The organism is Lactobacillus kimbladii (assembly GCF_000970755.1).
Lineage (GTDB): Bacteria > Bacillota > Bacilli > Lactobacillales > Lactobacillaceae > Lactobacillus > Lactobacillus kimbladii.
On sequence record NZ_KQ034007.1, the window covers coordinates 545,446 to 563,585 of the forward strand.

18 protein-coding genes and 1 pseudogene are annotated in these 18,140 nt (G+C 33.7%); 15 read left to right on the forward strand and 4 right to left on the reverse strand.

Translation table 11 applies throughout. The annotated features are described in order from the left end of the window. Position 1 precedes the first annotated feature (1 nt). Positions 2-922, forward strand: coding sequence for a diacylglycerol kinase family lipid kinase (locus JF75_RS03150; protein WP_046331794.1), 921 nt, complete (start codon positions 2-4; stop codon positions 920-922). A gap of 67 nt (positions 923-989) precedes the next feature. Here JF75_RS03150 and JF75_RS03155 read toward each other — a convergent pair whose 3' ends face one another. Next, entirely contained in the window at positions 990-1,700 is a 711-nt protein-coding gene (locus JF75_RS03155) for a Bax inhibitor-1/YccA family protein (RefSeq protein ID WP_046331795.1), read from the reverse strand. Between the two features lie 172 nt (positions 1,701-1,872). Between JF75_RS03155 and rlmD the strand changes: the two genes are divergently transcribed. From rlmD to JF75_RS03180, 5 genes are all read left to right on the forward strand, one after another. After that, positions 1,873-3,225, forward strand: coding sequence for a 23S rRNA (uracil(1939)-C(5))-methyltransferase RlmD (gene rlmD / locus JF75_RS03160; RefSeq protein ID WP_046331796.1), 1,353 nt, complete (start codon positions 1,873-1,875; stop codon positions 3,223-3,225). A gap of 354 nt (positions 3,226-3,579) precedes the next feature. Next, positions 3,580-3,846, forward strand: a complete 267-nt coding sequence (locus JF75_RS03165; protein ID WP_046331797.1) for an AbrB/MazE/SpoVT family DNA-binding domain-containing protein — start codon at positions 3,580-3,582, stop codon at positions 3,844-3,846. Between the two features lie 30 nt (positions 3,847-3,876). Continuing rightward, on the forward strand, positions 3,877-4,575 hold the full coding sequence (locus tag JF75_RS03170) for a DUF6994 family protein (RefSeq protein ID WP_379859266.1): 699 nt from the start codon (positions 3,877-3,879) through the stop codon (positions 4,573-4,575). Positions 4,576-4,692: 117 nt separating this feature from the next. Further along, positions 4,693-5,073 (forward strand): YbgA family protein, encoded by a 381-nt coding sequence (locus tag JF75_RS03175; protein WP_046331799.1) that lies wholly within the window; start codon positions 4,693-4,695, stop codon positions 5,071-5,073. Continuing rightward, a complete protein-coding gene (locus JF75_RS03180; RefSeq protein WP_046331800.1) occupies positions 5,070-5,435 on the forward strand; it encodes a TIGR02328 family protein in 366 nt (121 codons plus the stop codon). The genes JF75_RS03175 and JF75_RS03180 overlap by 4 nt, the downstream gene beginning before the upstream one ends. Positions 5,436-5,566: 131 nt before the next feature. Here JF75_RS03180 and JF75_RS03185 read toward each other — a convergent pair whose 3' ends face one another. Together JF75_RS03185 and JF75_RS03190 are read right to left on the reverse strand one after the other, a co-directional pair. Next, a complete protein-coding gene (locus JF75_RS03185) occupies positions 5,567-6,025 on the reverse strand; it encodes a DUF3021 domain-containing protein (RefSeq protein ID WP_046331801.1) in 459 nt (152 codons plus the stop codon). Continuing rightward, entirely contained in the window at positions 6,022-6,456 is a 435-nt protein-coding gene (locus JF75_RS03190) for a LytTR family DNA-binding domain-containing protein (protein WP_046331802.1), read from the reverse strand. The genes JF75_RS03185 and JF75_RS03190 overlap by 4 nt, the downstream gene beginning before the upstream one ends. Before the next feature lie 261 nt (positions 6,457-6,717). On the opposite strand from JF75_RS03190, the gene JF75_RS03195 reads away from it, so the two are divergent. From JF75_RS03195 to JF75_RS03230, 9 genes and pseudogenes are all read left to right on the forward strand, one after another. Continuing rightward, positions 6,718-8,058: a KAP family P-loop NTPase fold protein gene (locus JF75_RS03195; protein WP_046331803.1), complete on the forward strand. Its 1,341-nt coding sequence runs from the start codon at positions 6,718-6,720 to the stop codon at positions 8,056-8,058. A gap of 133 nt (positions 8,059-8,191) precedes the next feature. Beyond that, positions 8,192-9,769, forward strand: a complete 1,578-nt coding sequence (locus JF75_RS03200; protein WP_046331804.1) for a type I restriction-modification system subunit M — start codon at positions 8,192-8,194, stop codon at positions 9,767-9,769. Positions 9,770-9,789: 20 nt separating this feature from the next. Next, positions 9,790-10,974 (forward strand): restriction endonuclease subunit S, encoded by a 1,185-nt coding sequence (locus JF75_RS03205; protein WP_046331805.1) that lies wholly within the window; start codon positions 9,790-9,792, stop codon positions 10,972-10,974. A gap of 18 nt (positions 10,975-10,992) precedes the next feature. Continuing rightward, complete coding sequence (locus JF75_RS03210; RefSeq protein WP_046331806.1) at positions 10,993-14,010, forward strand: type I restriction endonuclease subunit R, EcoR124 family; 3,018 nt, start codon at positions 10,993-10,995, stop codon at positions 14,008-14,010. A 52-nt stretch (positions 14,011-14,062) separates the two neighbouring features. Further along, positions 14,063-14,983, forward strand: coding sequence for an abortive infection family protein (locus JF75_RS03215; protein ID WP_046331807.1), 921 nt, complete (start codon positions 14,063-14,065; stop codon positions 14,981-14,983). A 42-nt stretch (positions 14,984-15,025) separates the two neighbouring features. Then, positions 15,026-15,910, forward strand: coding sequence for a restriction endonuclease (locus JF75_RS03220; RefSeq protein ID WP_046331808.1), 885 nt, complete (start codon positions 15,026-15,028; stop codon positions 15,908-15,910). Positions 15,911-15,964: 54 nt separating this feature from the next. After that, positions 15,965-16,270, forward strand: a complete 306-nt coding sequence (locus tag JF75_RS03225) for a hypothetical protein (RefSeq protein ID WP_046331809.1) — start codon at positions 15,965-15,967, stop codon at positions 16,268-16,270. A gap of 179 nt (positions 16,271-16,449) precedes the next feature. Then, positions 16,450-16,566 (forward strand): annotated as a pseudogene (locus JF75_RS10770) (type II toxin-antitoxin system RelE/ParE family toxin); the annotation flags it as partial. 41 nt (positions 16,567-16,607) lie between these two features. Next, the gene (locus JF75_RS03230; protein ID WP_046331810.1) at positions 16,608-17,093 is read left to right on the forward strand and encodes a prolyl-tRNA synthetase associated domain-containing protein; all 486 of its coding nucleotides are present in this window, start codon (positions 16,608-16,610) and stop codon (positions 17,091-17,093) included. A gap of 175 nt (positions 17,094-17,268) precedes the next feature. On the opposite strand, the gene JF75_RS03235 is transcribed toward JF75_RS03230, so the two are convergent. Beyond that, entirely contained in the window at positions 17,269-18,090 is an 822-nt protein-coding gene (locus tag JF75_RS03235; RefSeq protein ID WP_046331811.1) for a MurR/RpiR family transcriptional regulator, read from the reverse strand. Positions 18,091-18,140 lie beyond the last annotated feature (50 nt).

Consider the following 18,140-nt stretch of genomic DNA (forward strand, 5'->3'; position numbering starts at 1 on the left):
TATGACTGAAAAAGCAAGATTGATCTATAATCCTGTATCTGGTCACGAACAGATGCCTAAAAATGTCGCGGATATATTGGACGTTTTGGAACAAGCTGGATATGAGGCAAGTGCATTTAGAACTAAGCCGGAAAAGCAGAGTGCGCAAAAAGAAGCAACCCGTGTAGCTAATGAAGGCTTTGAATTGATTGTTGCCGCTGGTGGTGATGGCACTATCAATGAAGTAGTAAACGGCATTGCTTATTTAGAGAAAAGACCTAAGATGGCAATTATTCCTGCCGGTACAACTAATGATTATGCTCGTGCTCTACATATTCCACGAAATGATATTGCCGAAGCGACAAAAGTTATTCTCAAAAATAAAACTCGTAAAATGGACATTGGTCAAGCGACTTTTGCCAAAGATATTCAGTATTTCGTCAATATTGCAGCTTGTGGCTCACTAACCGAATTAACTTATGGAGTTCCTTCAGAAGTAAAGTCTGCTCTGGGTTATACCGCCTATTTAATTAAAGGTGCTGAAATGTTGCCTCATTTAACTGAAAATGAATTGCGTCTGACATATGATGAAGGCGTGTATGAGGGCAAGCTTTCAATGCTATTGCTCGGAATGACTAATTCTATTGGTGGTTTTGAACAAATAATGCCTGATGCTGAACTAAGTGATGGTTTATTCCAACTAATAATTGTTAAGCCGTCTGATCCAGTAAAATTACTGAAATTGATGGCTTTGGCATTAAACGGCAAGCATGTTGATGACCCAGACATTATTTACACCAAGACACGTAGCTTAAAGATTGAATTAATGGGTAAAAGCAAGGGAGAGAGGTTGCCAGTTAACCTTGATGGTGAAATTGGTGATTATTGTCCTGTTACCTTTAAAAATTTACAACAACGAATTGAATTTTTTGTTGGTGAATAATTAAAACACAAAGAAAGAGCAACTACCGTTAATAGTAGCTGCTCTTTTTACTTGTTAACAAAATCTATTAGTTGCGGCTATTGCCACTACCACCAAAGATTTCCAACAAGAACATAAAAATATTAATGAAGTCAAGGTAAAGTTGCAATGCACCAAGAACTGCTAAACCATTAGTTGAAACTTGATCACCGTAATTACTGTAAATTGCTTTCATTCTGTTAGCATCACTGGCAACTAAGCCCGTGAAAAGAATGACACCGATAAACGAGAAGACATAGGTAACGGCAGGGCTACGTAAAAACATATTAACTACCCAGGCAACAACGAAACCAAGTAAAGCAGCACTCAAGTACGAATTCCAGTTGCTAAGATCTCTTTTAGTAAAAGTACCAAACAAGGCCATGGCAATAAACACGGCAGCTGCTGAAACAAAAGCAGTGGTGATTTGGGTACCGGTATAAAAGCCGGCAATTAAGGCAAACTCAAAGCCGTAAATTGCTGATAAAATTGTTAACATTACTAAACTGGCAACTGGACTACGGTCAGCCTTAAAGCTAATTCCCATTGATAAGCCAAAAGGTACAAATAAAATGAGCCACATCATGGCTACTGGCATGTTCATCACAGCGCTTCTGAATACGGTCATTGTTAAGTAAGCTGCTAATGCAGAAATCAGCACGGCACCACCCATGAGAGCATACATTTTAGTTAAAAAAGTATTGGTTTCGGAAATGGTGTGGATTTGGCGCCTATCTGAATTAGTATCGTAATTATTCATGAAAAACGTCCTTTCTTTAATTTATTAATATTAAAAGTAACACAGACTAAAGTAAGTGTGAAGGGAAAAAGTTGAAATTAATTCAATATTAAGAATAGGCATGTACATTACTTTTGCTTGGATTTTTAGTAAAATAGATATATTAATCAGTGTTTGTAAAAAAGGACAAAATATGGAAAAGAATCAAATAATTGAACTTGAAATTACCGACTTATCATATGAAGCTATGGGAGTAGCTCATTATGAAGGGATGACGGTATTCGTTAACAATGCTTTACCGGGAGAAACGGTAGAAGCCAAGATCTTAAAAGTCAAAAAGAGTTTTGCTTTTGCTAAAATCGAGCAAATCATTAAGGAAAGTCCTGACCGGGTTAATATTAAGCTCAACCAGTGGGTCCAAACTGGCTTGGCATCTTTAGCACACGTTAAATACGATAAACAACTGGAATTTAAACGTAATCAAGTAGTAAATTTATTGCAGAAAGCACATTTAGATGATGTAAAAGTAGGCGAGACTTTGCCTAGTCCAGAACAAACTGGCTACCGTAATAAGGCACAGGTGCCAGTGCGTGAAGTTAAAGGCCAGCTTGAAATTGGCTTTTTTAGAAAACATTCACACGACTTAGTGCCTCTGACCAATTTCTTTACTACTGATCCTGAAATTGACCGCGTTTTAGTCGCTGTGCGTGACATTTTAAGACAGTATCATGTCCCAGCATACGATGAAATTCATAATCAAGGTGAAATCAGGTACCTGGATATTCGCCGCAGTAAAGCGACTGGTGAAATTATGGTCATCTTGGTTTGTTTGCACAAGGATTTTCCGCAACTACCTAAAGTAGCAGAGGCAATTAAACAAATCGATGGCGTAACTAGCCTTGTCTTGAACTATAACCCGAAGAAGACCAACGTTATCTTAGGTAAAGTTGATTACTTAATCTTTGGTAAACCACAAATTACGGATCAAATAGGTGATGTTAAGTTTAAGATTTCCCCTGAAAGTTTCTTTCAAATCAATTCACTGCAAACCCCCCGCTTATATGATTTAGCTATTAAAAAAGCTGATTTACAGCCTGATGATATTGTGATTGATGCTTATTCTGGTATTGGAACCATTGGTTTAAGCGTTGCCAAACACGTCAAATCTGTTCGTGGAATTGAAAGCGTGTCTGACGCGGTGAAAGATGCCAATAATAATGCCAAACTGAATGGTATCAATAATGCTAAATATGTGGCTGGTAAGGCTGAAGAAGTGATGTCAAGATGGGCTGCTAAGGGGATGAAAGCTGATGTTATCTTTGTCGACCCACCAAGAAAAGGATTAACATCAGAATTTATTGAAGCAGCAGTAAAAACTGGTCCAAAGAAGATTGTTTATATTTCATGTAATCCTGCAACCATGATTCGTGATTTGCAAGAATTTATGAATGAAGGCTATACCTTTAGTCAAATCGATCCTGTTGATATGTTTCCACAAACACCGCATGTAGAGGCGGTGACGGTGCTAGAACGGACTAGAAAATAAATACTAAATTTCTATGTAAAGACCATTTTATATAGAATAAAAGCGTGCTAATTCCTATTTTAAAGATTAGAATTAGAACGTTTTTTGTTTTCGGAGCTTTACCACAGTGTTTTCTGGACAAGAGAAAAGCAATTATTATAAAAAGTAGCATGAAAATCTTTTTACTAAATAGTTTTTCTCATTTGTTCAGATGCTTAAAAACAAGAGAAATTTGTACTAGATAATTTATTCTTAAGCGATGCTTTATTGATGTCAAATACTTTGTTAACAAAATTAATTGACATAATTTTTTGGTATTAACAGGGGTTTTTGGTAAAACAGTTGTAAGACTTAAAATAAATAGGAGGCATAGTTATGAACCGCGTTTTGATTGGTAAAGTTTCACAAAAAGGACAAGTAGTTATTCCAATACAAATCAGAAAAGCTTTAGGTTTGAAAAAGGGAAGCAAAGTGTCATTCGAACTAAATAATGGTGAAATTACTATCAAAAAATTACCAACGGCATTAGATTGGGCTAATTTGGTTAAGCAAATTGCAGTTGAGGATGTTAATATCGATGAAAATGGTTATTTTGACCCTAAAAAATCACCGGATTTCCATGACTGGATGGTTAATGGCTAATAGAGTCAGGAGAATGAATGACTTTTGCAAGTGTACTTAAAAAACATTGAACGTTTGAAAAATTTCTATCAAAGTGATTATTACAGTTGGTTGGAAACTAATGATCCTAAAATGGTCAAAAATGTTGAAGATGCTCTATATGAAGATCCAGATAATTGTGATATTGAATTATACAAAGATCTATCTCTTAAGTATGATTTAGAGTGCAAGAAATGTAATTTATTTGTATACGTCAATAATCAAAAGATAAAAATGTCAGCAGATATTGTTTGTGGTATTAAAAGTTTAAAAGATTTAGGGTTAACTACGCCAGAATTTTTATCAAACTATGCCAAAATTAGATCAAGTATAAAGTTACATTTCATATGGCCCCAGCATAAAGTTCCGACAATAAATACTTATCGCTATCAAATTTATCACGATCGCATTGATTACTTGTTATATGATTTGAAACATTACTTTATCGGTGAAGCAACGTCGATGCAAAAAGCCTATCAAAATAATAATACTAAGATTTGGCTTGATGCTTTTAACAATGATTTTCCAAATTTTGTTCAGGAAATGCACTTCGAAGATTTTGTTGATGAAAATTATGATGTGCTGGATATTGAATTTGGACAAAGAAAAGTTGTTACTGGCGATTTACAGCAAATTCAGAGTAAAGCTAAGAATAAAATTGTTCAAAAACGATACATGGAACAGCTATTAACTTTGGACAAGCTGTTTTAATAAATTTAGTTTGAATCATTTGTTTAGAAATAGTATTTAGTAATAAAATTTAGTTAGGAAGAATTTATTATTAATAAAACTATGCATTTAAATGCATAAAAAATAGGACAAATGAAAATGGAAAAATGGCAAGAAGAGTGGGCCTATAATAAATATTGGGTAATGGCTCATTCGCAACAGTGCTATGAGCAGATTAGGCTGCTGGCTAAAGACAACGAATGGTCAGAACAAAAGAATATTGAATTCAAGAACTTATTAGAAAAAGCAGCCAGTCAAATTCCAACAGTTAAAACCTTAACCAACGCCTATCAACATGTCTGGGGCTACTTTAAGAAAACTTGTATGCCAGAGGAAAAGCAAACTTACTTACATTTATTGCAAGAATTGTCACCAACAGAAGATGAATTGGGTCCATTTTTAAGTCGTTTAGCTGAAAAGTATCAAGTTTCTTATTTATTAAACTCACGTTTAATTCAGGAGTGCAAAGAAAAATCATGAGATTATGGCATCAAGATTTAATTTGGCGATTGCCAAGGCAGCAGTTATTAGGGCAACACCGCGAAATTGCTGCTTTGCGCGGACGTGGCTGGGGCAAGCCCCATACTACTGTTAACTATGTTTTTCAACATTCACCTTACAAATTGTATCAATTTCATTTGTTAGTATTAGCTGAAATGCAACGTCGTCATTATCATCCAGATCTTAAATGGTTTGATCCATATTATAGAGGACAATATTGTTCTAAGTACGAAAGTTTAACAGCTATTCCGTGGACTGATCCAATTTACCCAGAGCACGACGAAGCTTATTTACAAAGTTGTTTGGATAATTTACATCAAAAAGGAATAGATTTATATTAAGTTTAGTTTGCTAAAAAGCGGAAGATTAACATTGAATGATGATCTTTTCTAAATCTCTTTTTTAAGAAACACAAGTAAAAAAGTTGAGCACTTTGATATGAATGCTCAACTTTTTTGACATTGTAATTAGATTACTCTTTTTTGATTTTATGATTAATATTTGCAATTTCCTTTGCAATTTTATGGTAATTATAATACCAGCAAATTAAGTAGATGATGACAAAAATCACAGTAAATTTTGTGAAGTTAATCAAGTCTAACGAAACCCAACCAGCTAAAAGGGCCAAAAAAACAAATCCAAAATAGTAGGTGAAGAAATTTATAACTGTCTTCTTTAATAATGACCAATGATTAATAGTGAAGATAAAACTGCCAAAACCGAAAAATATTCCAGTAACCGCCCAAAGAATAATTGAGGCGGTAAAAGCATTAAGCAAATTGCTAAAGTTTGTCGTAAAAGATGGACTGGATGGAACATAAACTGAGCTATGTGATGCGTAACTGCAAAAGATAGAAATCATTAAGCCAATGAAGATGCCTCTAACGGCAAAATTAAACAAATAAATGATAAATCTCTTTGTGTTTTTCATATTCCTAACCTCTCTTTCAGTTTCTTAATATTTCTTCTTGATATTTGTACGCGATGCTTATTAGTCAGAACAACATCGATTAACCCATTATTAAGTAATTCAAGGTGGTCGATATGCTGGTAATTAAATATGGCGCTGCGTGAAGCTTCAATAAAATAGTTCGGTAGATCTGCTTTCAAATTTGATAAACGATCATTATATGTAAGTTGCTGCTTTTCTGTATAAACATTAATATCTCTATTAGCAACTTCAAGTGAATAAATGTCTTCAAATTGAATTGGATAAATTTGAGATTGATAATGACACCATAGTGAATTTTCGGACCTTGTTAATTTTTGCAAAAGTTCATTAATTGCTGGTGTCATTTTTTTGATCCATAATTCACCGTGCTCCTCACTAATATTAGGGTCGACGTGACAATTAATTTTCATTTCTTGCTTCTCCTTTCTGTTAATAAGTATAGTAGATGAATTTCACTTTTATACGTGGAAACTGCAAATGGTGGAATAAATGTCATTAATGGTTAGAAAATTTGTGTTTTTGGCTAAAATTTAGCTTTTATAATTAAAAGAGGGTTTGAGTGCATGAATATACTAAAGTATAATTTACAAGAGATGAATTAAGATTAGATTGCATCTATCAAATAGGTGTCAACTTAAAATTGCAATTTACGAATAGAAAGGAAGATGTTTTTGAAAAAAAGAGATTTAGAGCCAACTGAAGAAAATATAATAGATACTTTTGTTAAGAACAGTGTTGGAAGAAATAATAGCTTATTTAAGTTTATAGAAATGCTTAATTATCAGGATGATTCATACTCAATTGCTTTTGATGGGCGATGGGGTTCGGGGAAAACCTTTTTTGTAAAACAATGTAAATTAGTATTGGACTGTTTAAGTGAAGAGAATCAGTACTCATATAAAGATCAAATTTTAGACATAATAGGTCAAGATGAAATTGCTAAACTTACAAAAATTAATTTTAAAACTGTTTATTTTGACGCTTGGAAAAATGATAGTGATTTAGATCCGATTGTGTCTTTATCCAAAAGTATAGCTACAACTGCTTTTAACATTAAAACGAAAGCTAAGACTGTAGCTATTGAAGCGGGAAAAGAATTAGTTAAAATAGCAGCTAAGGAAATTGCAAAAACTGATATTGATAATATCTTAGATATATTTCATACAGAAGAAGATATTGAAGCCAAATTCAAGAAGGAATTAGCTTCTTTAATTCCGAAAAATGGACGTCCAATTGTCTTCATCGATGAATTAGATAGGTGTCGTCCAACATATGCTGTTAAGCTATTAGAAAGAGTACAACATTTTTTTGATAACAAGAAAATTACCTTCGTTTTTTCCGTCAATCTTTATGAATTAAAAAATACAATAAAAAAGCTTTATGGTTCAAGTTTTGACGGTGATAGATACCTTGATCGATTTTTTTATTCAATTATCAGCTTACCGGATGCAAATTATACTTCTGAAAATATACAAGGTATGTCTTCAGATGAAAAAATGTATTTAAAGTATTGTGACGAGATCACTCAGAAATTCAATTTTAGTCTTAGGGAAGAGAATCATTTTACAAGCATGATAGATATTACTGGTGTTAAAAATAGATTCTTGTCTTCTAATTACCATGCAGATGTATTCGGAAATGGTAATGAAATAATAGATTTCTTTATAATTCCCTATTTGATTGCGCTCAAAATGGTCAATAGCAATCAATTCAATGATTTTGTTTTTTATAATGATGGTACAGACTTTATTGATTTTTTAGCATCGAGTAAAATCTTTTCAAGTTATTTGTGGAATGAAGATCCAAATACTCTTAAGAAAGCTGCAAAAGACATTTATGATTGTATTTTTGTGAGAAATGAAATTGTAGAATCTGTTGGAATTACTCAAGAACCCAAGAACATCTATATTAGAGAACCTTATAAATTAAAAACAGAAGTCAATGATATTTTAAGTTTGGTATCAAATGATTCGGTTTATGAAGATAAAGATACCAAATCCACTAAGAAATAAGCATATTAAAATTTATCTGATTGATAAATATATAATGGTACAATTAAATAGACATTGATTGAGCTAATTTCAATCAACTAATTAAATTAGAAAATAACTTTGAATATAAATTTTAAAATTAAAGGAGATAACATTGTCAAATACGACTACAAGTTTACAGCAAGGACTGTTTAGTGCGGCAGATTCATTACGATCGAAAATGGATGCGAGTCAATATAAAAACTATTTATTGGGCACAGTCTTTTATAAATATTTATCTGATCACATGCTTTACAACGTTTTGGAATTATTAGCTGACGAACCAGAGGGAACGCTAGATGAAGCTCAAAAAATATATGAAGATAATGCTGATGATGCAGAACTAGTTAATGAGTTGCGGGTATCATTAGGTTATGTAATTGAACCTGAATATACCTACAATAGTATTTTAAAAGCGGTCAACAATCATACTTTTCAGGTCAAGCAATTAGGTGATGCTTTCAATAAACTGGAAAGCTCGGACCAAGACTTTGAAGGGCTATTTGATGATTATGATTTATATTCCAAAAGTTTAGGAAGTACGGCGCAAAAAAGAACAGATACTATAGCTGGAGTTATTCAAGCAATTGGCAAAATAGAATTGGTTAAAACTTCAGGAGATAGTCTGGGCGATGCTTACGAATATTTAATTAGTCAGTTTGCTTCAGAATCTGGCAAAAAAGCGGGTGAATTTTATACACCTCAACAAGTTTCCGAGCTATTAACGCGCTTAACATTAGTGGGTAAAGATTATTCAACAGGAATGACAGTTTATGATCCTGCTATGGGTTCTGGTTCTTTACTTTTAAACTTTAAAAAATATGGTTCAGCTCATGATCGAGTTACTTACTATGGGCAAGAAATTAATACTTCTACTTATAATTTAGCCAAAATGAATTTGATTTTACACAACATTGACCAAGCAAATAGGCATTTGCGGAATGGCGATACTCTGGATGAAGATTGGCCAGCAGAGGAAGCCAATAACTTTGATGCAGTTGTTATGAATCCACCGTATTCATTAAAATGGTCAGCAAGCAAGGGCTTTTTAGATGACCCCCGTTTCTCACCTTATGGAGTTTTACCCCCAAAATCGAAGGCCGATTATGCTTTCTTACTTCACGGCTATTACCATTTAAAGCATAGTGGTGTAATGTCCATCGTTTTACCTCATGGCGTTCTTTTTCGGGGCGGTGCTGAAGGTAAAATTAGACAAAAACTACTTGAAAATGGTGCTATTGATGCAATTATTGGTCTGCCAGCAAATTTGTTTTATAGTACTGGTATTCCAACAGTAATTGTTGTACTTAAAAAAGATAAGCAAGACCGGGATGTCATGTTTGTTGATGCTTCTAAAGGTTTTGAAAAGGTTAAAACGCAAAACAGATTACGTGAAGAAGATATAAACCGGATTTTAACTACTTATTCTGCACGCCAAGATGTTGAAAAATATGCTCACTTGGCAAAATTTGATGAGATTAAGGAAAATGATTTTAATCTAAATATTCCGCGTTATGTTGATACTTTTGAAGAGGAGCCACCGGTTGACGTGCAAAAACTAGTTGCAGATATGGCTAACATTACAAAAGAACAAAAAGAAACAACTGATGAAATTAAGCATTCTTTGGATGAATTGGTTGGTACAAACCCAGAAGCACAAAAAACATTAGGCCAATTAAAGAATATTCTATAGTTTTGGATAGGACTTAGTAAATGAGTGATAGTAGATTAGTACCCAATATAAGGTTTAAAAAATTTGAAATACAATGGTCTAAATATAAATTTGCTGATATGTTAGACAAAAATAATGGCATTCGAAGAGGACCTTTTGGGAGTTCTTTAAGAAAAGATTCATTTGTCAAAAAAGGTGATTATGTTGTCTATGAGCAACAAAATGCGATATATAACATGTATAAAACCAGGTATAACATAAATAAATCAAAATTTGAAGAATTAAAAAAATTTGAGCTTCAACCTGGTGATTTTATTATGAGTGGTGCTGGTACAATCGGAAAAATTTCTGAAGTACCTGAGGGAATTACGCCTGGCATTTTTAATCAAGCGCTAATAAGATTCAAAATTAATAAAAAAACAACTTCAAGAACATTTTTTTTAACTTTTATGCGCAGCTATACTATGCAGAGAAAATTGACAGAAAAAAATCCGGGTTCTGCTATATCAAATTTAGTTTCGATGAAAGAAGTGAAAAATTTTTCAATTGTTATACCCGATAAACAAGAGCAACAAAAAATCGGTAACTTTTTTGCTAAATTAGATAAACTACTTGATTTGCAGCAGCAAAAGATTGACAATTTGGAATTGCTAAAAAAGACTTTATTGCAAAAGCTATTTCCTAAGCATGACTCCAAAGTACCTGAATTGCGATTTAAAGGCTGTAATGGCGAGTGGGAAGATTGTCTTGTTGGTAATTTGTTAGAAGTTGTTCCAAATAAAAAATATATAGCAGAAGCTTCAAAAAAAGGTCTAAATCCAGTTATTCAACAGGGTGAAAAACCCATTTTGGGTTTTTCTAACAAAGCACCATACAAAGAGTATAAAAAAGTAGTACTTTTTGGAGACCATACTTTGTCTTTATACAAACCGGAAAGTCCTTTTTTAATTGCTACTGACGGAATAAAAATATTATATGTAAAAGACTGGAATGGCTACTTTTTGTTTGCCTTTTTACAAAAATATAAGCCTGATTCAGAAGGATATAGGCGACACTTTTCAATTCTTAAAAGTAAAAAAGCAAAATTTACAGTAATAGATAAAGAACAACAAAAAATCGGCAACCTCCTATCTAAAGTCGATCAATTAATCGAATTAGAAAATAAGAAATTACAAAATTTTCAACAACTTAAAAAGTGTCTTTTACAAAATATGTTTGTTGAATAGCAGGGAAAGGAGACAGATATGTCAGTGGCAGCAGTTAAAGAAGCTCAAATGGAGAAAACTTTAATTGAGCAATTAACGCAAGGTATTAATCAATGGCGTTTACGTGAGGATTTAAAAACAATTCCGCAATTATGGGCTAACTTTTTCCAAATTCTTGAAGATAACAACCGTGATCAACTTCATGATGTTCCACTAACACAAAATGAAAAAGAAACTATTCGTACGCAAATCACCCAACCTAATTTTTACCAAGCTGCTAAATTCTTGGCTGGTGCCAACAGGCAGGTTAGGCATCACTTAAAACGTGATGATTCTTCTTTGCCAGATGCTGATTTGTTAATTTTAGATAACACTAATATTGCTGGCGGAACATCTGTTTATGAAGTTGTTCATCAAATAGAAGTCAATAAGTCAAGTTTGTCACCGCTTGATCAAGATAGGCGCTTTGATGTTACCCTCTTGATTAACGGCTTACCCCTAATTCATATTGAATTGAAAACCCCAAAATGTCGCTTTATGGATGCGTTTCGTCAAATACAAAAGTATATAGATGAAGATAAATTTGGTGATATCTATAATTTTGTGGAAATGTTTGTTGTTACCAATGGTACCAATACTCAATATATTCCTGCTGGGCAAAATTTACGTGCTAATTTTTTAATTTCTTGGATTGATCAAAACAAGCAGCAAGTTAATGATTACTTAGACTTTGCACGTGATGTATTATCCATTCCGATGGCACATCACATGATTGCTGATTATACAGTTTTAGACGACAATGCTCAGAGAATCATTCTGCTGCGTCCTTACCAAATTCAAGCAATACAAGCAATTTTCAAAGCATCGCGTGAAGGAAAGTCTGGCTTTATTTGGCACGCTACGGGTTCAGGTAAAACTTTGACTTCGTATAAAGTCGCCCGCAACTTATTACAAATACCAGCTATTGATAAGACAATTTTTCTAATTGACCGCAAGGACTTGGATATGCAAACCGTTACTGCGTTTCAGACTTATGCAAATAATGACACGATTGATGTGGATGAAACAGCGAATAGTTTTGAATTGGCTAAGCAATTGGGTGATGGCAACCGCAATGTGGTTGTAACTACCAGGCAAAAACTGCAAACGATATTCAAACGAATGGAAAATTCACCTGAAATAGCTAAAAAATATGAAAAGCTGAGGGACTTAAGATTAGCTTTTATTGTTGATGAATGTCATAGAGCCGTTACCCCAACTCAAAAAAGAGAACTAGATAGATTCTTTCACCGTCAACCATTATGGTATGGCTTTACCGGTACACCAATTTTTGCGGAGAACGCACGGGCTGAAAATGGCCAAGATGCCCGCACCACAGAGCAGCTTTATGGTCCGATATTACACAAATATACTATTGAAGACGCAATTCATGATAAAAAAGTACTTGGTTTTAAAATTGATAACGAAGGAAATTCAAATCAAACAGATAACGATGATATTTATCTCACAGATGCTCACATGAAGGCAGTGGTCAAGCAAATTTTAGATCTAGCTTATCGTAAGCAAATTCTTGGCAATAAACACAGGTATTCGGCACTGTTTTCAACATCTTCTATTAAGCAGGCACAAAAATACTATCACCTTTTTCAGGAAGCAATTGCCAACGGTGAAGTTCCTAATCGTATTCAAAAAGTGGCGCCAGATTTTCCCCGCATAGCTATTACGTATTCAATCTCTCAAAACGAAGATGAATCAATGGCTAATCAGGCAGAAATGAAGCAAGCTCTGGATGACTATAATAAAATGTTTAACACGCAGTTTTCTATGGCAGAACTTGGCAGTTATAATCGCAATGTTAATGATCGTTTGGCGTGCAAAAATAAAGCATATCAAACACGAGACCAACAGCTTGACTTAGTGATCGTAGTTGATCGGTTATTGACTGGATTTGATGCGCCAAGATTGTCCACGTTATATCTTGACCGACCACCAATGAATGCCCAAAACCTCATACAAGCTTTTTCAAGAACAAACCGTATTTATGATGATGGCAAAAAATGGGGTCAAATAGTAACTTTCCAATATCCTAATCAGTATAGTGATGAAATAGATAAAGCGTTGACACTTTATGCGAATGGTGGCACTAATGGCGTTCTTGCCCCGGATTGGAATACGTCACGTAAGCGTTATGTACAAGCACGTAAGAAACTAGACAAATATGTCGATAATCCACAGATATTGGCTACGCTCATTAATGCCCCCAAAAAAGAACAGAAACAGTTTGCTGAAGCTTTTCAAAAATATGATCAGGCGCTTGCTGCTATTAAAACTTATGATGAGTTAGATAAGCAGGACAAACTGCCTGCTTCTGCACAAGTTAATGTTGATGATATCCCATCTGAAATAGAAAACACTTTAGAAGGTACATACCAAAATATTATCGATAATTTAAAAGCAGAAAATAAAAATGATGATGACCCAGTAGACGTTGATCTTGACGAAGATTACGAGCTTGAATCTATTCATATTAAAGAAGTGGATGAACGCTATATTATGTCACTCATTCAAGATTATATTTCAACAGCGAATCAGCAAAGCCAACAAGTAAATGTTGCACAAAAGTCTAAAGATCAAAGTGAGACTTCACAAGTTGGTAACTACATTGATCAATATGCTAAAACTAATGAGCCACGTGCGAACCATATTCGTTCGATTTGGCAAGATGTTCAACTTAATCCACAAAAATATTCTGATCAAAAAGTTGAAGATGTATTAGAAAACTCTATCAAGCAGGAAAATAAAAAAATTTTAAGTCAACTGGCAGATGATTTCGGTCTTGATTATGGCAATTTGAACTATGTTGTTAACAATTATAAGCCTGATGAAATCAATCATAAAGGTATGGGAGATTTGGTAAGTAAAAGATATTTTGATAGGTTCAAAGAGACTCATCCTGATAGTAAATTAAAGAATTGGCTTAGCTGGAAGACTGAGGTACGCGAAAGGGTTAAGCTAGTCTACAATACAAAGATCAAACCTTTAGAATCTGAAGAGTAAAAATTGATAGTTATTATTTGTAAATATAATTTCTCGAAAGTTGTGAGACGTGTTGCCAAAAAGTGAATATGATTTTTTAATGAAAAAGCCAATTATTGAAATTTTGGATGGAGACGCTTGCTTAGATAATTTAATTAGTGAGGATAAAATACATAATGGCCAACCTATGAATGTAGAGATTCATATGCCGTATTTATCAGGTCCAGATATTTGTGACTTATCTGAAAAGTTTGGAAGTCCAATTGAATATGATATATTCTCTCGCTGGTCATACATGCAAGAGATGTTTGAAAAGGCAAAATATAAAAATAAGACACAGGAAATTTTGAGCTATTTGTTTAGTAAAACTAATTTTAGCATGTGTAAAAATATTTCTGACTTGTCCGTTGAAATGTTCGAAGAGTATTATCAAAAAGCAACAACTCTAGCTATTAAAAAAATTAATAACTTCATTGATTATACTGGGGATAAATTAATTATTAAAAATAATAATGTGTTTTTAAAATCTGACCTGTTTGAAATAAAGAGCAAATATATCCAAAAGATTGACAGAACATACATTAAAGAGGTTCAAAGTAAAGCAAATGAAAATTTAAGGCAAGGCAACTTTGATAGTGTTTTAACTCAAGCAAGAACTCTTCTTGAAGAGGTATTTATGTATGTTCTTGAAGTAGATGGGATTCAACCTTCAAGAAAGGGAAATATTAAGAAACTGTATGGACAAGTTAAATTAGCTTATTCAATGAGTACAGGCAAAGATGTTGATAAGAGAATAAATGAATTACTTTCCGGTCTAGAAAATATCGTTAATGCGATAGCAGAAATGAGAAACAAAGAAAGCGATGCTCATGGTTTGGGAAGAAAAAGAATAAAAGTTGAAGAACACCATGCGCGTCTTGCTTTAAACGCTGCTTTAACTATGGCAGATTTTATTTTGTCAGTATCGGCAAAAAATATAAGTAAGAGAAAATAATTTCATATAAAAATTTATATTTATAAAATGGAGATAAAGTGAATGGCTAATCGACAAATTAATATTGAGAATCTAACTATGAAAGAAATTCTGATTGCAATGCGTCGCCTTGGTGGTCAGGTAACAAGACGTGAAATTTGTTCAGATATTCGTGACAATTCTGTCGCAATTTCTGAACAAGAAGTGAATGAAGTTAAGGTATCTAAGAAAACTGGTAATAAGTATAAACCATTTGACTATACATTTAATTATGCAGTTATGTATTTAGTAAGAACTGGTTTTTTAACCGAAGATGATCATCAAGTAGAATTATCTGAAAAAGGTCGTAAAGTTGATCTTGATACTTTTGATCCGGAAAAGGATGTTCGCCCCTTTTTAGAAGATAATGATTCTCAGGAATTAAAGAAAAAGAACTTGGCTGAAATTGATTCTGCTAAGGAAACTACGGATGAAGATACAGAAGAAGATCAGTGGAGACAAGATTTGCTAGATGCCCTGATGAAAATGAGTCCGAAAAAGTTTGAACTTTTTTGCCGTGGTTTACTTACCAAAATGGGAATTGACGTCGATAAGACGGTTGGCGTTAACTATGTGGCTGACGGTGGTCTTGATGGTTTTGGCTATGTTCGTTCAAACGATTATCGGACTACCAGAGTAGCTCTGCAAGCAAAACGCTGGCAATCTAATGTGCCGGCACCTGAAATAGATAAGTTTCGCGGAGCAATGGATAAATACAACGCAGAATTTGGTATTTTTATTACTAATTCTGATTTTACTCGCGGTGCAATTAAGACGGCGCGTCAGGGCACAAGAATTATCACTTTGATTGATGGTGAGGAAATCTGTGACCTGGTGGCAAAATATAATTATTACGTGGAGCCTGTGACAACATATCGGTTGAAACCATTTTATACAGAAAAAGATTAAACAACCTTTACGTTAACTGATTTATCGTTATTGCTTTACAGATAAGGTGATACTATGTCGACTATACAATTTGGAATTAGATTAGATAAGAAAGAAAAGCAAGAATTAGATGATAATGCCAAGCAAATCGGCTTGACGGCTGCTACGGCAGTTAAAATGCTTATCTCTCAGTTTAACCATGATAAAGGATTTAGTTATCCTGTAAATCGTAAAGAAACTGATACATCAGATACAAATTTACCTTCCGAAGTTGAAAAGGCTATAGTAATAGCTAAAGCTGAAGAGTTAGGATTGATTAAGGATAGTAGTATTAAAGTAGATAATCTAGATGATTGGAAAAAGCGGTGGACAGAAAATTAAAATATGAAGTACGTTTTGAAAAACCCTTGTAAAAAGGATGGATAATTTACAAAGTATTTTTAATCAATCTACTGTTGATACGATAGATTTAAGGATAACAATTAAAGATGCAGTTGCAATCATAACTATGGAAAAAATATACTGATCACAAACTTTTGTGAGAAGTCTGGGGTGCATACTACGAAGTTCATGTTCTTAATGACTTACTAGTAATTTATTATCAAGTAGATACCAAAAAGCGTTTAAGGATGGTAACTATCACCAATCATAAGGAACTTCCTACTGGTAAGTTATGAAGTAAGATTAAAAATAGCGTCTTTTAAGAAAATAACACCAAATGAACAAAAACGGGACATTACATTACTTAGATCAACTTGGAATTAAATATGAAATAGTGGAACATCAAGCCGTTTATAATATGGCAGAAATGGAGCAGATTAAACTGCCACACCCTGAAGCAGATGCTAAAAATCTGTTTGTGAGGGATGACAAGAAACGTGACTACTACCTTTTGACGATTAAGGGCGATAAAAGAGTCAACTTACAGCAATTTCGTGAGGAAAATGGCACACGCAGACTTAGTTTTGCCTCTCCGCAAGATTTAAAAGAAAAATTGGGCTTGGAACCGGGCTCCGTCACACCTTTAGGGTTGTTAAATGATTCTGAGCATCAAATATCCTTTTACCTTGACTCATATTTCAGTCAACAACCGAGAATTGCCGTTCATCTCAACGACAATACAGCTACTATTTGGTTAAAGCCGCAAGCTCTAATTCATTTCATAAAGGATTTGGGCAATCCTGTTAGGGTAGTAAAGATGTAATTTTTATTCTGAGTATTATAAAAGATGTGTGTGGGAAAAAAGTGCTCTTTGAAGTTAAATTAAAAAATTTCACAATTTAAAAAGACTGACAAATCAACGTTTTATTGACGTGATTTGTCAGCCTTTTTAGTTAAGTTAGAGTTTTTTCCCAGACACATCTTTTTTATAGCAACTTTTAAATTTCCTTTTTTAATATTTCAGGTAGGACTTTTTCCTTGATGGAATTGCTATCAATTTTAGTATAAATTTCGTACCCGCGTGCTAACACATCGCACAGATAAAGTTGAGAAACCTGTCCGGCTACAGAACCAATATTTATAAATTCTCCCACTGCTGTTTGTAATTGAACGTCGCCTAAATTTGCTATGGGTGAGCTCAATTCATTAGAAATGGTAATGATTTTTGCCCCGTTCTTTTTAGCTAGTTTTAAAGAGTCATATGTATCTTTGGTATGACCCGAAAGAGATAGGCCAATAACAACATCTTTTTTTGTTAGTAATGAACTAATTTGTACTTGAATGTGTGGATCAACTTCGGCATGCGCTATTAGACCTATCCTTAACCATGTTTTAGCAAAATCTTTTGCTGACTCTCCGGAATGCCCTATGCCAAATAAATAGACTCGCTTGGCTTTAGCGAGTATCTTAACCGCTTTAAGTAAATTTTGGGGAAATAACAAACTTTTAGTTTTGTTGATTGAATCGATTAATAAGTTTGCACTTTCAATATAAAAGTTACTATCCGCACTAGTGGCAGCCAATTTATTCTGCGAAATTGATTCTTGTGCTAAATAAATTTTTAGTTTAGAAAAGCCTGAAAAGCCAAGTTTCTTGCAAAGGCGAATAATGGTAGCATCGCTTGTGTCTGAAGCTATAGCCAATGATTTTATCGTATCGTAAATTACTTGTTCTGCGTGACTAGCAATGTAATTAGCTAATTTTACTTCAGATTTGGTCAACTCTTTTTTGTTCTCATTAAATAATTGAATAAAATTCATTTCTTAAAAAGCCTCTTTCGCTAATGAGTAAATTATATCATCCTTTTTCA

Bases quoted from the DNA above. Each gene is read 5' to 3' on its own strand.
- JF75_RS03155 (WP_046331795.1), bottom strand. From the start codon at position 1,700: ATGAATAATTACGATACTAATTCAGATAGGCGCCAAATCCACACCATT.
- rlmD (WP_046331796.1), top strand. From the start codon at position 1,873: ATGGAAAAGAATCAAATAATTGAACTTGAAATTACCGACTTATCATAT.
- JF75_RS03235 (WP_046331811.1), bottom strand. From the start codon at position 18,090: ATGAATTTTATTCAATTATTTAATGAGAACAAAAAAGAGTTGACCAAA.
- JF75_RS03190 (WP_046331802.1), bottom strand. From the start codon at position 6,456: ATGAAAATTAATTGTCACGTCGACCCTAATATTAGTGAGGAGCACGGT.
- JF75_RS03205 (WP_046331805.1), top strand. From the start codon at position 9,790: ATGAGTGATAGTAGATTAGTACCCAATATAAGGTTTAAAAAATTTGAA.
- JF75_RS03220 (WP_046331808.1), top strand. From the start codon at position 15,026: ATGGCTAATCGACAAATTAATATTGAGAATCTAACTATGAAAGAAATT.
- JF75_RS03150 (WP_046331794.1), top strand. From the start codon at position 2: ATGACTGAAAAAGCAAGATTGATCTATAATCCTGTATCTGGTCACGAA.
- JF75_RS03180 (WP_046331800.1), top strand. From the start codon at position 5,070: ATGAGATTATGGCATCAAGATTTAATTTGGCGATTGCCAAGGCAGCAG.
- JF75_RS03230 (WP_046331810.1), top strand. From the start codon at position 16,608: ATGAACAAAAACGGGACATTACATTACTTAGATCAACTTGGAATTAAA.
- JF75_RS03210 (WP_046331806.1), top strand. From the start codon at position 10,993: ATGTCAGTGGCAGCAGTTAAAGAAGCTCAAATGGAGAAAACTTTAATT.
- JF75_RS03185 (WP_046331801.1), bottom strand. From the start codon at position 6,025: ATGAAAAACACAAAGAGATTTATCATTTATTTGTTTAATTTTGCCGTT.
- JF75_RS03225 (WP_046331809.1), top strand. From the start codon at position 15,965: ATGTCGACTATACAATTTGGAATTAGATTAGATAAGAAAGAAAAGCAA.
- JF75_RS03175 (WP_046331799.1), top strand. From the start codon at position 4,693: ATGGAAAAATGGCAAGAAGAGTGGGCCTATAATAAATATTGGGTAATG.
- JF75_RS03165 (WP_046331797.1), top strand. From the start codon at position 3,580: ATGAACCGCGTTTTGATTGGTAAAGTTTCACAAAAAGGACAAGTAGTT.